Below are 15007 nucleotides of genomic sequence, written 5' to 3' on the forward strand. Positions count from 1 at the left end.
GATTACAACTTAGGTGACGGGTAAAGATAAGAAAGATTACAAGCTTTCAGATGAACATAAAATTTCTCTAAAAATAGTAAATGAATATGATAATATTATACTCGGAAAGGGCACCCCAAGATTTGATGGTAATGGAAATCAAAAAATATTCCATGCCAATGAATTGAAAAATCGAACGGGTCAAAGTAATGTCTGGGATGGTTTAAAAGAATGGGATGTCCCGGGAACATCACATAGGATATTAGAAAGAACCGACGGAAGGTTTGGCTATGTAGTCAACCATGACTACAGTAAACCTAAATTATTCCCAGCGCCTTGGTTTCCGGATGGTGGAAATTTCAAACCGTGAGAATGGCCAATGGAGGAAATAAAGTGGAATTCAAATACTCTCTTCTTGATGATAAAAGTGAATTAGTAATTGGATATTGCAAAGAAATCGAGGGGCTGGATGGTAAAGTTTATTCTGATGGGGATGTATCTTATCACCAAATTGAACTGGAACAGTTTGTTTTTTGTAAGGAATTCAAAGAATATCTTATAAAAAGAAAAGAATCTTTAAGTAGGTTAGTTTATATTTGTATTATTGATAATAATAAAAATCCGATTGGAAAGTTTTTATTTTCTGTATTTGATGATGTTTATTATCATAAAACTGGATTTCCAGAAGGTATAATGGATATTACTTGGAGAGGCTCTTTAGAGGAGGTATTATCTAATAAAGAAATAGAAATTTGGAATAAGTGGAGAATTTCCTACCCATTGAAAAAGAATGAATGGTCAAATCTTTCTGAAGATGGAAGAAGGGCTTGGTTAAAAGTAGTAAAAAATTATAATATAAATACATCGGAATGTTATGAAATGCAGGAGGAAATTTTTTACCTGGATGGGACATATGTAACGAATTATCCTTCTTTCTTTTGCGCATTAGGAGAAGCTATTAATGGGACTGGAGGTTATTATGGATTTGATATTTACTCTCTAATTGATTGTTTTCATGGAGGATTTGGAGCAACCGTACCTTTCACCCTTATATGGAAAAATCATCAAATAGCAAAAAAGTGTTTAGATACAAATTCTTGGGTCAAAGAAATTAACTATACGAGGAGTTTGAACGAAAAACTCTTAGATAAGCCTGAATTAGAAGAAGTAGGGGATAGACCTCTATTTCAATTATTGATTGAAATTATGGGCGATAAAGGAATAACTATAGTGTTTGAATAACAAGCGTTTTTTAAAATCAATGAATTCATCTAATATTTCATTTTTCATGTAAGTTTTATTAGGGCGTGTCTGAAAACTGGTCATTGAATTAATTTGAAAATGGAAGCTATGTAGACAAACGCTAGAAATGACTTGGCCAACTTGTCATAACGAGTCGCTATACGACGAAAGTGTTTGATTTTATTGAAAAAGCATTCGACTAAGTGTCGTTCTTTGTACCGAAACCAATCGACTTTCCATGGATTTCGAGTATTAGCTTTAGGTGGAATGGTATAGGATGCCTGCTGGGACGTAATCCAATCCCGAATTGTTTCTGAGCCATAGGCTTTGTCGCCAAGAATATGACTTCCGGTAATATCAAACGCCTGAAGCAAATCGAGCACTGGAACAGAATCATAGACGTGACCACCCGTCAGAAGAAAAGCGAGCGGATTTCCTAATCCATCGACTACCGTATGAATCTTGGTAGCCTTTCCACCACGACTGATGCCGATGTGTTGATTTACTTCGTGCCCTTCAGCATTTTTTTAGCTCCGGCACTATGTTGGTGAGCTTTGACCGATGTAGAATCGATACTCAAATTTTCAAAATCAGGGTCTACGTGAAGGGCTTGAAAGATGGTAACAAGTAATTCTGTATCTCTCCATTTGCAGAAACGACTGTAAACCGTTTTCCATGAACCGTAACGTTCTTCTGGAAGATCACGCCATGCGGCTCCACTACGTGCGATCCAAAGAATAGCATTAAACAGGGTGCGATTACTCGATTTTGATGGACGTCCTGTTGTATATGGAGGAAACATGTCCTTTATTTGTTCCCATTGTTCATCGCTTAGTTCATACCGTCTTTGAATCATAGTGGGTGCTCCAATCGTTTTTCTCAAATCATACCACAAAACCTTTAGTTTTCAGACACGTCCTAGATAGTGCATCAGGTCTGAAATAATTTTAAATTGGTATTGTCCCCTTAAGTAATACTGAAAAAGAGCAAAAACAAAAGCTGTTTCCGATTAATTTCCGGAAACAGCTTTTGTCTTCCCAATCGTTCATGGCGTTGCAACGGACGCAAACGCCCTATACCATATGCGTGCGCGTTATTACAATCCCGAAATCAAACGTTTTATCAACCAACCGTGATGTGCTGACAGGTTCGATAAGCGATTCGCAAACGCTGAACCGCTACGCGTATGTGAATGGCAACCCGATATCCTATGTCGATCCATTTGGCTTAAGCCGTGATGGTGACTCCGCATGGCTGCAAGGCGGAAGCTTCCTTGCTGATCTGGTGCCATGGGTAGGCACGGTGAAAGGCTTCCAGCAGGCCTTTACAGGTAACAACTATATTACCGGTGAACATCTCTCGGCGGGAGATCGTTGGGGAGAGGGAATTGGAGCCACACTGAGCATCATTCCGATTCCGGGTCTGAAGCATGCTGGTAAGTATGGTACCAAGGGTGTCATTTGGGCGGGTTCGAAGCTGAAGAATATTTTTGGTGAGGGTACGGTTAAAACAACGAAAAAACTCGTCTACGAATGTAACTGCTTTACAGCAGGAACCAAGGTTCTCACAGACGAAGGGGAGAAACCTATCGAGGATATCGAGGTAGGGGACAAGGTTCTCGCTAAGTCTGACGAAACCGGAGAAGTGGCCTATAAAGAGGTTGTGGGGCTGTTCCAGAAACAGGCTGACGAAATCTATTATGTCCACATCGGGGATGAAATTATCGAGGTAACAGGCGAGCATCCATTCTGGCTTGATGGCAAGGGATGGACGTTTGTTAAAGACCTGAAAGTTGGCGACTTGCTTGTTTCGAGTGACGGTTCTAAACTGGCAATAGACAAGATTGAAAAAGAGTCGCGCGAAGCAACGGTTTATAACTTTGAGGTTGAGGACTTTAATTCTTATTTTGTGTCGAATCTGGGGATTTGGGTTCATAATTGTGAAGTTAATGGGGCGGGTAGACTTAGTCCTAAAATTATTGAGCTTCATACAATGCTAGACGACCTTGCTGAAAAACATCTTTTACCGCAGTTCAGAGAAATAGATCCTAATCTTAAATCAGGTTATACAGGGTCGTTTAAGACTGGTACAGTAGGGAATCCGAGTAAACCGACTTATGGTCAACCTATTAATATGAACAAGTATGATATCGATTATTTTATAGAAAGTGATATTCTATACGAGAAATTTGGTAATAGTTTGAAAGCAAATCCGGTATTCAGGAAAATACTTTCTGAAATGCCGGGATTTGAGGGACTGAAGCCAAATAAAGAGGGATTTTCAATAAAATTTAAGCCATCAAGTAATTAACTAGGAGGTTACAATGGAGATTTCGGACAAAGTGCATGGTGTTCACTCTAAGGTATATATTCAATATGAAGGCTCTTTACAGGATTTAGGCTCAAAAATAGAAAAAGGACTAAATATACCTACTTTAAGATATGAGAATATGGAAGATGAACCATATGATTTAGTGGGTTACGCTGAAATTTTTGGCTTCGAAGTTGAATTAAAGGAATTACAGAAAAATGATAAGTGGCCGAATTATCAATATTTTCTAGGAGCAACTACTACTGATTCATTTCAAGAAATCTTTAATGACCATATGTTTGATATTTCACTTTGGATGGCACGGTACATTTCACTAATGTGTGAAGTTACCTCCATGGCGGAAAATATAGATAAACAAACAGGTCAATCATTCTATTTGAATATAACTACATCAAAAAGAGAAAGTAGTTTTGTCGAAGCAAAAAAATAGTTTGAAAGCCATAAAGAGGAAACCATCCTCTCTATGGCTTTTTCTTTTTGGCGGGGGCTACCCAGTGCCGAATGAACCCACCACTCAACCATTAACACATATAACCTTGTTATTACCCGTGTAAAGTTTTTTTGATTTTGTTTGTACGCGCATAAACACTTGAATTTTATACCCTAAATAATGCTCTTCTGTTACATCAACCGGGATGTGCTGACAGATTCAATCAGCGATTCCCAAACGTTGAACCGTTACGCTTACGTAAATGGCAATCCGATATCCTATGTCGATCCGTTCGGTCTAAGCCGTGATGGTGACTCCGCATGGCTGCAAGGCGGAAGCTTCCTTGCTGATCTCATGCCATGGGTAGGCACGGTGAAAGGCTTCCAGCAGGCCTTTACAGGTAATAACTATATTACCGGCGAACATCTCTCGGCGGGAGACCGTTGGGGAGAGGGAATTGGGGCAACATTGAGCATTATTCCGATTCCGGGTCTGAAGCATGCGGGTAAGTATGGTACCAAGGGTGTCATTTGGGCGGGTTCGAAGCTGAAGAATATTTTTGGTGAGGGAACTGTTAAAACGACGAAAAAACTCGTCTACGAATGTAACTGTTTTACAGCAGGAACCAAGGTTCTCACAGACGAAGGGGAGAAACCTATCGAGGAAATTGAGGTAGGGGATAAGGTTCTCTCTAAGGATGACGAGACCGGAGAAGTGGCCTATAAAGAGGTTGTGGGGCTGTTCCAGAAACAGGCTGACGAAATCTATTATGTCCACATCGGGGATGAAATCATCGAGGTCACAGGCGAGCATCCATTCTGGCTTGATGGCAAGGGATGGACGTTTGTTAAAGACTTGAAGGTTGGCGACTTGCTTGTTTCGAGTGTTGGGACTAAACTGGCAATAGACAAGATCGAGAAAGAGTCGCGCGAAGCAACGGTTTATAACTTTGAGGTTGAGGACTTTCATTCTTATTTTGTGTCGAATCTGGGGATTTGGGTTCATAATTGTGCAGTTAAGGTGACGGTGATGGTGGCCCGAATTTCAGTCCCAATAAGACTTGATTAGAGAGTGAGGATGAAGATGAATAATTATTTATTATCGTTTACAAAAAAGTTTGATTATTTTTTCGTGCAAAAAGAAATCTCAAATATTATTTATTTACATGATGAGGATGATAACGAGAGATTAGACCATGTCCTTTTCCTTGAGAAAGATGATGGTGATGTTATAGGCTTGTATATAAGAGGTATGAATCCATTAATCTCAAAGAATAAAATATACGATTTGGATGATTTTAATTTATTTGATAGTTACGAAGGATTAATTGAGTGCAAGGAAAATATTAAACTCAAAATAGAGAATTTAGCTTTGTTTTTTAGCACTCAATACAACGAATTATTGGGCGTCTATATGGCGAATAACGATGCATCCAGTTCTATATGTGTATTATTTTTACAAGATGAAATTTATATGGAAAATAATTTAAGTGAATGTGAGGCTAGTAGGATGCTTGAAAAAAGATTTTCGATTGAGGGTTTTATAACTTACGAAAAAAAATGCGAAACTGACTGGAAACAAGTAAACTTTTAGCGGGGGCGGGTCTCCTTTGTTTAGATGTTGACCGACCCGTTCCGGGAAGAAGATGGAAAGTTGGAGGAGCATTTGCCCCCAATTTTGAACAAGGCCCGTCCATTTGTCAACGACATCCATTGTAGAGAGAGCATTTTGAGCAGGGCTTCATCGGAGGGGAAGATACTCTTTCCTTTCGTCACCTTACGAAGTTGCTGGTGGTAGCTCTCGATAATATTGGTCATATAAGTGAAATTCCAAGCAGTTCACTTTTTTACCTAATGAGTTTTACAAAAATAATTATGCTCCAAAGCAAGTGACTCCGGGGACTAGAAATTATTAACTAACAAGGAGGCATGCTATTTGCAATATATTAATAATTACAATATAGTTACTGAAAAGTTGAATGCTCTTGGTTCTTGGATATATGAGGGAATAATTGCGATTAATTATGATATTGACATTGATTATGAAGATAATCATATTACGACACTTGATTTATTTTTCTTGCTATCGGTTATAGAATCGAAACAACGTTTCAGATTGAACGTTAGGTATCATAATGTTTCTGAACTTTCATTAAGAAAAGTCACAAATATATATTTAACGGACAGTTTATTAATACATGATAAAAAAGAACAAGGTTGGGATAGTAATCAAAGATATCATGTTCATGATGACAGCGGATATGGAGAAAACGATGGATATAACTTCATCAATTTTCACTGTAGTTCCATTGAAGCTATTTCATTGGAAGAATTTTGATTTGACTAACCTCTCGGAGGTCTTTTTGGATAGGGCTACACAGTACGAATGAGCCTATCATTCAACCAATAATATATCTAACCCATGTAAAATTCGTATAAATATTTCTCTATTTCGGTTGTATGCACATCATATGCTTTAATTTTATGACGGATTGTAATATGAAGTACGACACATAAAAATGACCCATGACCGATTCGTGTGTAGAATGAAGTTACCACACTACCCCTACACAGGAGAATCAGCCATGAGCTACCAACATCTTACCACAAGAGAGAGAAGTCAGCTAGAATTACTCCATCAATTGGGATGGTCGGCTAGAGCGATTGCACGTAAGCTCGGGCGTCATCATTCCAGCCTATCCCGTGAGCTCAAGCGTCAAGGAACAGAAGAGTCTTATTGTGCAAATCGAGCCCAGACATTGTATATAACCAAGCGAGCTGGTTGTGAACCTTCGGGTAAATGGAATGCTGAAAGGCAACGTTACATCACGATGAAGCTCGCAGAGACCTGGTTGCCGGAACAGATTGAAGGCAGGATGAAACGGGACGAGCCCCTTCTTCGTGTATGCCATAAAACGATCTACCGATGGCTGTACCAATGAAGGCTTGTTAAAGGAAATACAGCCTTTCAAGGCATAAAGGGAAACGTCGTCAACCGCTGGAGAAGCGCGGACGTTTTACAATCGGGTTGTCCATTCACCAGCGCTGCAAAGAGATATGTAAGCGTGAGACCTTTGGGCACTGGGAACTGGATACGGTTGTTTCTAGTCGTGGAAAAAGCAATGCCTGCGTAGCTACATTCGCTGAGCGTAAAACAAGGTTCTACCATGCGATTAAAATGCAGGATCGTACAGCCTCTTCCATGGAGATGGCTTATAAACAGGCTGTCCTATCGATCGCGGCAACGGCCTTCGTAACGGCTACCGTTGATCGTGGTAAAGAGTTTGCCTGCCACGAACGCCTAACTGCTTTGCATGGCATGAAGGTGTATTTTGCCGATCCTTATTCGTCTTGGCAGCGAGGCACGAATGAAAATGCGAACGGACTGCTAAGAGAGTTCTTTCCTAAGGGCTATGATTTCGCAGACGTTACAGAAGAGGAATTAGCGTGCGCGTTGTTCTTTATTAATAACCGTCCTCGAAAGTGTCTAGGATGGAAAACCGCACACGAAGCTTTTCAGGTTGAAGTGTCGCACTTGGCTTGACAATCTATCATTTGAAAAAAAGTTGTCGAATGTTATTTATTTACATGATGAGGATGATAACGAGAGATTAGACCATGTCCTTTTCCTTGAGAAAGATGATGGTGATGTTATAGGCTTGCATATAAGAGGTATGAATCCGCTATTCTCAGTGCATAGAATTTATGATTTGGATGATTTTAATTTATTTGCTAGCTATGAAGAAGGGTTAATTGAATGCAAAGAAAATATTAAACTCAAAGTAGAGTATTTATGTTTGTTTTTTAGCACTCAATACAACGAATTATTTGGTTTTTATTTAGCGAATAACGATGAATCTAGCTCTATATTTTTCTTGTTTCTAGAAGATGAAATGTATATTGAAAAAGATTGTAGTAAATATGACGCTGTAAGGATGCTTGAAAAAAAGTCTTCAACCGAAGGCTTTATAAGTTATGAAAAAAAAGGTGAAACTGACTGGAAGCAAGTAAGCTTATGAATGGGGAAATTCAATTAAACAAAGACACTAGAATATTCTCCGAATTAGAATCGATTATCCATTCAAACTATTCAAATCAATTCTACTTCGATAGGGCTGCTCAAAGATTGGCGAGATGCTTAATCCAGGAAAATGCAGTTTTCCCTGAGAGGCAGATATTACTGGATGGGAAGGTAACTTAATGATGCAAATAAAATTACCAAAAGCTTCTCAACTGTCAAAGGATTTTAAATATCCGGATACTTTTTTTAAGACAGTTAGACTTAATCTAGTGGATTTTGATATCTGGAATGTCATGAATGGGATCAAGTTCTTCAAAGATTAAAGGGATTGCAAGAGAGATATCCAAATAGAATGTTAATCCCCTTTGCTCGGAGAATGGATAATGATGATATTGCTTGTTTTGAAGTAGAAAAAACTGAAGAAGTACAGATTGTCCATGATTTCTCATCTCCTGGTTACGAACAGCGCAAGTCATATATTACATTTTGGGATTGGTTTAAAGATGCAATAGATGAAATGATTGATTTCGAATAACAATAAACGATATGAACTGAAGAAAATGAATATATAATTAACGGATTTTATAACGGTTGGAGTGGATTCTTAATGGTCACTTGGACAACAGAGTATGATGAAGCTGATATTGAAAATGTTAAGATTGTTGAGGAGAGACTTGCTATACATTTTCCTCAAGACTATCTGAAGTGTGCAATCAAATATCAAGGAGGCTGTCCATCTCCTTCAAATATTATGGTGGATGGTAAAGGGAGTTTGCAATTTATTAGATTATTGACGTTCTTGGCATTTGATGAGCTTGATATTCTTGAGAGATATAATTCAGTGAAAAAACATATTCCATCTGGTTTAGTACCATTCGCGCTAGGGGCGGATGAGCATCTTTTTTGCTTCGATTATCGGGCAGGCAGTACACCTTCGGTATCATTATGTAAGTCCTATTCAAATAGTGGAGTAGAAGAAGTGAATGTTTGTAATTCATTTAGTGATTTGATTTGTAAATTCTGTTAGTTTTTCTGACCTTTAAATAAAGGAAAGGATAGTTTGAATTCTCATTGTTTGTGAGGAGAGAAAATCAATAATGGAAAAATTGACAGAACTAATGCAAAATCATTCATTTGAGGAGATCTATTTAGTAGGGTTAGTACATATAGAGGAAGATGGAGTTGCCGAGTTTATTGCTACTCATAAACTTTTATATTTGGAGTTTGGAAATCAGTTTGTTGAAATTGAAGCCATAGAAGGCTATGGGAGACTTCAACTTACAGTTGTAGATTCTTTTAAACATAATAATGACATGGAAGATATGATTTCTAGCAGAACTAAAATTGGCAATATTGTGTTTACCAACCCAATGGCTGATAATCGCGTCAGCACTATAAACTTTTTCAACTTAGAGATTGTGAAAAATGCAATGATATGCGATGTTCTGCACATTCATTTAATTAATGGTCAGGATTTGTTCATAGATCCTCAATTTATAGGAATAAATATAGGGGGCTTAGAACAAAAACAATTTTGGAAAGAGAACTTTGAAGAGAGAGTTTTACCAAGAGTAGGGGTTTACCCGACAGAGACTTATATTAAAATAAGATAATCATTAGTACTAAGATTAATAAATACGGCTATGTTACGAGGAGACTAATTTAATAATATACTTCTATAAAATAGATGGCAATTACGGATGGTTTACTAATTTGATGAAAAAGAGAGGTCAGCCTGCTTATTCAAGCAAAGCTAATCTCTCTTTTTCATTGCCGATAAAGCTATTTCCTCAGCTCGCTATACTGCCGATGGATGCGGTTTTCGGGGTTCCGATCGACCGTATACAATACGGCGAGAAACAACCATTCCAGCGGCTTCATCAGCAGGTAAACGACATCGGCAGACCATGGTCGATTGATGTGTTTGCTGAGCGGATAGCCGTATTTGTCATAGCAGCGGCGGATGATTTTGTGCGCTCTGGGCGCGTACTCCTCAATAATATTTTCAAAAGCGTTCGCGACCAGCAGTTGGCGATTGACGACAATTCTGTTGCCGTGTCGAAGCCCGGCGCGCAGCGGCTTGACGATTTTGCGGTGCCCTCTCACCGAAACGGTGCATAAATAATGGCCATTTCCCGGCACGATAACTGGCGGAGGCACTGGCAATTGCGAATAATGAAAGCTGCTCGTTTCGAGAAATACACGGATGAAGCTATCTGGGCGCTGCCCGAACAGCACCAGCAGCAACTGGACGATTAGCATGACCGGGAAAAAGGCAATCGACCAGAGCAGCGGCAGCCGGGCATATTTTTGGCGAAAATAGTCCATGAACCGCAGCCATTTGCTGCTGTACACGATCTCTTCCTGCTGGGCGCGGTGCATAAACGCATTGGCGGAATGCTTAAGCTCAGCTACATACAGTCCGATTAAGCAAGCGAAGCCCAAATGCAGCAAAATAATGGGAGTGGCTCCAGCGGAATCATCACCGTAACGGCCGAAGCCGATGTGCGAGAAATAGGCGATAGCGAAGATGACATTGGCAATTAGGAGGACGGAGGCCGCTGCAAAAAGAATTGGCGATAAAGCTCCCCTAGCCAATTTTAACGCCAAATAAGCGAAGCCACTCAAAATAAGGCTGCAAATAACGGTCACTACATAATCATTGGACAAAGTAGCGTAGCCATCGAGAAAGTTCCCCGTCAGCTCACTCTGTTGCAGCGGCAGTCCTCCTGCTATACCGTAGCTGTTGAACAGAAAGCCTAGCCCTAGAAATCCAACCATTGCGATGAAGGACAGCACCTCCATTATGATCACATGCACCTTTTTTACGGTTGTACGCTCATCTACGATCCAACTGCGAACCATTAATACGATGGAACTGACTGGGAACAGAAAGATAGCAATAAACACTAGCAGATAAAAAAGCAAACTCTTCTCTCCTTAATTGAGGCGGACAACGGTGTTGTTAATCCCCTTTGTATGTATCCTCATATCCTCTCATATTTACCCAATTTCGGTCTAGCCGACACGAAAATTTTTTTTCGAAAAAGCGATTTTGAAAAAAGGAATTGCGCATATCATGTCGAAATGATAAAACAACGAACATGAATAATCACAAAAGAAAGTAAATAAACATCTAAAGCGTCTAAAAAAAGCTGTTTCATGTTTGCTTTAAATAAGCTGATGAATAGGAGCAAGCCGATGGAGCCATATGTTTTAGAATTGAAAGCGATTACAAAAATCTTTCCCGGTGTAAAGGCGCTGAGCGATGTCATGTTTCAGTTAGCGCCCGGCGAAATTCATGCGCTGATGGGTGAGAATGGAGCAGGCAAATCCACGTTTATCAAAATCATTACCGGCGTGCATTCTCCTACTGAAGGCGAGATGTACGTGAATGGGCAGAAGGTGCAGTTTCAAAACCCGAATGATGCGAAGCGCCTTGGCATCGCTGCGATCTACCAGCATGTGACCTGTTATCCGGATCTTAGCGTGACGGAAAATATTTTTATGGGCCATGAAAAGGTGCAAAAAGGGACGCGACGCATCCGCTGGGGCGAGATGCATAAGGAAGCGCAAAAGCTGCTGGATGACCTTGGCGCTAAATTCAGCCCGCGTACGCTGATGGGCTCGCTCAGCGTAGCGGAGCAGCAAATCGTCGAAATTGCGAAAGCGCTGTCAACCGATGCAAAAATCATCATTATGGATGAGCCGACGGCGGCGCTCACGAAGCGGGAGAGCGAGGAGCTATACCGAATCACAGAGCGGCTGAGGGATCGCGGGGCTTCGATTATTTTTATCTCCCATCGGTTCGAGGATATGTACCGCCTAGCCAGCAAGGTGACGGTGTTCCGCGATGGCAAATATATCGGCAGCTGGCAGGTTGATGAAATCGACAATAAAGATTTAATCGTCGCCATGGTGGGCCGTGAAATTACCCAGCTGTTTCCGAAGACGGAGGCGAAGCTGGGGGATGAAGTGCTGAAGACGGAGGGGCTGGGCAGAACAGGCTACTTCGCAGATATTTCATTTTCGCTGCGGCGCGGAGAAATATTAGGCTTTACCGGGCTTGTAGGCGCAGGACGCACGGAAGTATTTCAAAGTCTATTTGGCATTGAAGCGTATGACAGAGGGCAGGTGTTCGTGAAGGGCGAGCCGGTGCGAATTGAAAATCCGCAGCAGGCGATGAAGCTGGGCATTGGCTATTTACCGGAGGATCGACAGAAGCAGGGGCTGGTGCTGGACTGGGAAATTTCGCGCAATATTACGCTGTCCGCGCTTGATCGATTCGTCAGTAAAGGCTCGTTGGATACGGCGAAGGAAGAGGAGGAAGCAGTCAGGCTGGCGCAAAAAATGAACGTCAAGGCGCCGAGCATTTACCATCTGGTCAGCTCGCTGTCGGGCGGCAACCAGCAGAAGGTGGTGTTCGCCAAGCTGCTGACGGCCGACCTCGACATTCTTATTCTCGATGAGCCGACGAAAGGCGTAGATGTTGGCGCAAAATCAGCCATCTATGAAATTATTAGCACCTTGGCAGGGCAAGGCTATGGCGTCGTTATGATTTCCTCGGAAATGCCGGAAATTATCGGGATGTGCGACCGAGTCGCGGTTATGCGCGAGGGGCGAATTACAGCAATGCTCAGCAAGGGCGAGGTGACGCAGGAAAATATTTTGCAGGCGGCGATGGAAAGTCGCAGTCCGAGTGTTGTGCTGGCGTAGAGGTGGCGAGCTAAAGCAAGAATAGTTCGAAGCTGAGGCGTGGCAATACGCAAGCGTTATTTTTGAACTGAGAATATTCCATTATGAACGAAAAGGGTGGGACGGCAATGGCCGAGACAAAAATGGCTGCCAAGGGGTTAGTAAACAGGCCAGCAGAGAAGCAGTCGCTGAGCGCTGTGGTCGCGAAGTTTCGCGAGCTGGGATTGTTAGCATTTATTATTGTTCTGTCACTCCTCGTGCAGCTGCGCAATCCAAGCTTTCTAACGCTGGAGAATATGAACGACATGATTACGAATACAGCAATTCTTAGCATTTTGGCGGTGGGCATGATGCTCGTCATCATTACGAGAGGCATTGACCTATCCATAGGGGCGACGCTGGCGCTATCGGGCATGATTGCTGCGCTGACAGTGAATGCGTTCCCGGAGGTCAATCCACTGATTGCGATTTTCCTGGGAACGGCTGTCGGGCTAGTGTGCGGCGTCGTACTCGGGTTTCTCATTGCAAAAATGGGCATTCTCCCGATTATTGCCACGCTCGGCATGATGAATGTGTTCCGCGGGCTGACCTTTATGGCCAGCGGCGGCAAATGGGTAAGCGCCCATCAAATGCCGGTCAGCTTTAAAGCGATTGCCACGGGCTCGATCCTCGGCATTAATACGCTGATCGTCATAGCGGTCGTCATTTATATTGTGTTTTATTATTTCATCAATCACACCCGTACCGGCAGACAGATTTACGCGGTGGGCAGCAATCCCGAATCGGCGAAAATCAGCGGCATCCGCAATGACCGTATTTTATGGCTCGTCTATTCAATTATGGGCGGTTTATCCGGTCTTGCCGGCGTTCTTTGGGTATCGAAGTTCGCTTCTGCGCAAGGGGATACAGCTATGGGCTACGAGCTTAGCGTTATCGCAGCTTGTGTATTGGGCGGGGTTAGCATTGCGGGCGGATCGGGAAAAGTATCCGGCGTTATTCTGGGCTCGATTTTGCTCGGCATTCTTAATAATGCGCTGCCGCTTATTAATGTATCGCCTTTTTGGCAGACGGGCATTCAAGGCTCGATTATATTGATCGCCGTTATTACGAATGCGCTCGTCAAACGGGGCGTTGACCGCAATAACCTCATGAGGAGGAACATTTAACGATGGAAACACGAGTGATTTCAGGCAGCCGGGCCTTTTCATGGAAGCGCTTTTTTATGCAATGGGAATGGATGCTGGTACTGATTTTTATAGCCGTCAACATTATGAATATGAATTTGTCGGAGTATTATTGGAGCTTCGATAGCCTTCGGGATGCGACGATGACATTCCTCGACAAAGCGTTTATCGTTCTGCCGATGGTACTCATCATCATCCTTGGGGACATTGATATTTCGGTCGCTTCGATTGTTGCGTTGTCCTCTGTCATCATGGCGGACTTATATAACTCAGGCGTTCCAATGCCGCTGGCGATGCTGATTTGCCTCGGCGTCGGACTCGTATGCGGCTTCATTAATGGCCTATTAATCGTCAAGTTTAAGGAGCTGTCCTCAGTCATAGTCACGCTGGCGACGATGATCATTTATCGCGGCATCGCTTATATATTGCTGGAGGATCAAGCGGCAGGCAAGTTTCCCGAATGGTTCAGCTTTCTTGGCTGGGGCTACGTGGGCCCGATTCCATTCATCCTCATTGTTTTTGCAGTATGCGCGGCGGCGTTCATCGTGCTGCTGCATCGTACGACCTTCGGACGACGCGTCTATGCGATGGGCAACAATTTGACAGCGAGCCGCTTCTCGGGTATCCGCGTTGACCGGATGAAAATTATCGTGTTCACCTTGGCGGGCCTAATGGCGGCAGTTACGGCGCTATTCCTCACCTCGCGAATGGGCAGCACAAGACCGAATGTGGCGACAGGCTATGAGCTGGATGTTATTGCGATGGTTGTTCTTGGCGGCATTAGTACAGCGGGCGGCAAAGGACGGATGATCGGCGCGATTTTGGCCGTGTTCCTGATTGGCTTCCTGCGCTACGGCCTTGGTCTCGTCAATGTGCCGGCGCAAGTGCTGCTCATTATTCTTGGTCTGCTGCTCATCGTAGCCGTTATGCTGCCGAAGCTTAAGCTGTCTTCTCTTACAAGGAAGCGAAGCAGCTAAGCTAAGCGCACCACGTGCGATCGCCATGGCAGTATAGGAAGCAGAGAAGAGAAATGCGTTATTAAAGTGGTAGAGCAGTATTCACACGGTAAACGGCTGCATTTTTAACAGGAGCGGGCAGCAGAGAGAGAAGTGTGTTTCGTTTGCGG

At 42.4% G+C, this 15007-nt stretch carries 16 protein-coding genes and 2 pseudogenes; 15 read left to right on the forward strand and 3 right to left on the reverse strand.

Annotated features, from left to right (window positions below; all coding sequences use genetic code 11):
* The first annotated feature begins 13 nt into the window (after nt 1–13).
* A complete protein-coding gene (locus tag ACSR9A_RS16510; RefSeq protein WP_473758347.1) occupies nt 14–349 on the forward strand; it encodes a hypothetical protein in 336 nt (111 codons plus the stop codon).
* 23 nt (nt 350–372) lie between these two features.
* The gene (locus ACSR9A_RS16515) at nt 373–1221 is read left to right on the forward strand and encodes a barstar family protein (protein ID WP_473758348.1); all 849 of its coding nucleotides are present in this window, start codon (nt 373–375) and stop codon (nt 1219–1221) included.
* An 80-nt stretch (nt 1222–1301) separates the two neighbouring features.
* Here ACSR9A_RS16515 and ACSR9A_RS16520 read toward each other — a convergent pair.
* Nucleotides 1302–2077, reverse strand: a protein-coding gene (locus ACSR9A_RS16520) for an IS5 family transposase (protein ID WP_473758349.1) whose coding sequence is annotated in 2 segments (ribosomal slippage) — nt 1302–1750 and nt 1750–2077 — 777 coding nt in all. Because the reading frame shifts where the segments join, the coding sequence is not laid out codon by codon here.
* Nucleotides 2078–2268: 191 nt separating this feature from the next.
* On the opposite strand from ACSR9A_RS16520, the gene ACSR9A_RS16525 reads away from it, so the two are divergent.
* The 4 genes from ACSR9A_RS16525 (at nt 2269) to ACSR9A_RS16540 (ending at nt 5575) form a co-directional block, all read left to right on the forward strand.
* Entirely contained in the window at nt 2269–3531 is a 1263-nt protein-coding gene (locus tag ACSR9A_RS16525) for a polymorphic toxin-type HINT domain-containing protein (RefSeq protein WP_473758437.1), read from the forward strand.
* Nucleotides 3532–3544: 13 nt separating this feature from the next.
* Nucleotides 3545–3982, forward strand: a complete 438-nt coding sequence (locus ACSR9A_RS16530) for a hypothetical protein (RefSeq protein ID WP_473758350.1) — start codon at nt 3545–3547, stop codon at nt 3980–3982.
* 207 nt (nt 3983–4189) lie between these two features.
* Nucleotides 4190–5050, forward strand: a complete 861-nt coding sequence (locus ACSR9A_RS16535; protein WP_473758352.1) for a polymorphic toxin-type HINT domain-containing protein — start codon at nt 4190–4192, stop codon at nt 5048–5050.
* Between the two features lie 15 nt (nt 5051–5065).
* The gene (locus tag ACSR9A_RS16540; RefSeq protein ID WP_473758353.1) at nt 5066–5575 is read left to right on the forward strand and encodes a hypothetical protein; all 510 of its coding nucleotides are present in this window, start codon (nt 5066–5068) and stop codon (nt 5573–5575) included.
* 21 nt (nt 5576–5596) lie between these two features.
* Here the strand turns inward: ACSR9A_RS16540 and ACSR9A_RS16545 are convergent.
* Nucleotides 5597–5802 (reverse strand): annotated as a pseudogene (locus tag ACSR9A_RS16545) (IS256 family transposase); the annotation flags it as partial.
* A 115-nt stretch (nt 5803–5917) separates the two neighbouring features.
* Between ACSR9A_RS16545 and ACSR9A_RS16550 the strand changes: the two are divergent.
* From ACSR9A_RS16550 to ACSR9A_RS16575, 6 genes and pseudogenes are all read left to right on the forward strand, one after another.
* Nucleotides 5918–6319: a hypothetical protein gene (locus ACSR9A_RS16550; RefSeq protein WP_473758354.1), complete on the forward strand. Its 402-nt coding sequence runs from the start codon at nt 5918–5920 to the stop codon at nt 6317–6319.
* Between the two features lie 247 nt (nt 6320–6566).
* A pseudogene (locus tag ACSR9A_RS16555) lies at nt 6567–7525 on the forward strand (IS30 family transposase).
* On the forward strand, nt 7503–8000 hold the full coding sequence (locus ACSR9A_RS16560; RefSeq protein WP_473758355.1) for a hypothetical protein: 498 nt from the start codon (nt 7503–7505) through the stop codon (nt 7998–8000). Before ACSR9A_RS16555 ends, ACSR9A_RS16560 begins: the two are co-directional and overlap by 23 nt.
* A 378-nt stretch (nt 8001–8378) precedes the next feature.
* Complete coding sequence (locus ACSR9A_RS16565) at nt 8379–8537, forward strand: hypothetical protein (protein WP_473758356.1); 159 nt, start codon at nt 8379–8381, stop codon at nt 8535–8537.
* 72 nt (nt 8538–8609) lie between these two features.
* Nucleotides 8610–9029: an SMI1/KNR4 family protein gene (locus ACSR9A_RS16570; RefSeq protein WP_473758357.1), complete on the forward strand. Its 420-nt coding sequence runs from the start codon at nt 8610–8612 to the stop codon at nt 9027–9029.
* Nucleotides 9030–9099: 70 nt separating this feature from the next.
* The gene (locus ACSR9A_RS16575; protein ID WP_473758358.1) at nt 9100–9615 is read left to right on the forward strand and encodes a hypothetical protein; all 516 of its coding nucleotides are present in this window, start codon (nt 9100–9102) and stop codon (nt 9613–9615) included.
* A 169-nt stretch (nt 9616–9784) separates the two neighbouring features.
* Here ACSR9A_RS16575 and ACSR9A_RS16580 read toward each other — a convergent pair whose 3' ends face one another.
* Nucleotides 9785–10930: a DUF6688 domain-containing protein gene (locus ACSR9A_RS16580; RefSeq protein WP_473758360.1), complete on the reverse strand. Its 1146-nt coding sequence runs from the start codon at nt 10928–10930 to the stop codon at nt 9785–9787.
* Nucleotides 10931–11203: 273 nt separating this feature from the next.
* On the opposite strand from ACSR9A_RS16580, the gene ACSR9A_RS16585 reads away from it, so the two are divergent.
* The 3 genes from ACSR9A_RS16585 (at nt 11204) to ACSR9A_RS16595 (ending at nt 14858) form a co-directional block, all read left to right on the forward strand.
* Nucleotides 11204–12718, forward strand: coding sequence for a sugar ABC transporter ATP-binding protein (locus ACSR9A_RS16585; protein WP_473758362.1), 1515 nt, complete (start codon nt 11204–11206; stop codon nt 12716–12718).
* A 107-nt stretch (nt 12719–12825) separates the two neighbouring features.
* Nucleotides 12826–13863: an ABC transporter permease gene (locus tag ACSR9A_RS16590; RefSeq protein ID WP_473758363.1), complete on the forward strand. Its 1038-nt coding sequence runs from the start codon at nt 12826–12828 to the stop codon at nt 13861–13863.
* Nucleotides 13864–13865: 2 nt separating this feature from the next.
* Nucleotides 13866–14858: an ABC transporter permease gene (locus ACSR9A_RS16595; RefSeq protein WP_473758364.1), complete on the forward strand. Its 993-nt coding sequence runs from the start codon at nt 13866–13868 to the stop codon at nt 14856–14858.
* Nucleotides 14859–15007 lie beyond the last annotated feature (149 nt).

It is taken from the genome of Paenibacillus sp. R-74696, from assembly GCF_055814915.1.

Excerpts from the sequence above, each read along its gene's own strand:
- ACSR9A_RS16595 (WP_473758364.1), top strand. The coding sequence starts at position 13,866 with ATGGAAACACGAGTGATTTCAGGCAGCCGGGCCTTTTCATGGAAGCGC.
- ACSR9A_RS16590 (WP_473758363.1), top strand. The coding sequence starts at position 12,826 with ATGGCCGAGACAAAAATGGCTGCCAAGGGGTTAGTAAACAGGCCAGCA.
- ACSR9A_RS16540 (WP_473758353.1), top strand. The coding sequence starts at position 5,066 with ATGAATAATTATTTATTATCGTTTACAAAAAAGTTTGATTATTTTTTC.
- ACSR9A_RS16525 (WP_473758437.1), top strand. The coding sequence starts at position 2,269 with ATGGCGTTGCAACGGACGCAAACGCCCTATACCATATGCGTGCGCGTT.
- ACSR9A_RS16530 (WP_473758350.1), top strand. The coding sequence starts at position 3,545 with ATGGAGATTTCGGACAAAGTGCATGGTGTTCACTCTAAGGTATATATT.
- ACSR9A_RS16570 (WP_473758357.1), top strand. The coding sequence starts at position 8,610 with ATGGTCACTTGGACAACAGAGTATGATGAAGCTGATATTGAAAATGTT.
- ACSR9A_RS16585 (WP_473758362.1), top strand. The coding sequence starts at position 11,204 with ATGGAGCCATATGTTTTAGAATTGAAAGCGATTACAAAAATCTTTCCC.
- ACSR9A_RS16575 (WP_473758358.1), top strand. The coding sequence starts at position 9,100 with ATGGAAAAATTGACAGAACTAATGCAAAATCATTCATTTGAGGAGATC.
- ACSR9A_RS16565 (WP_473758356.1), top strand. The coding sequence starts at position 8,379 with ATGGATAATGATGATATTGCTTGTTTTGAAGTAGAAAAAACTGAAGAA.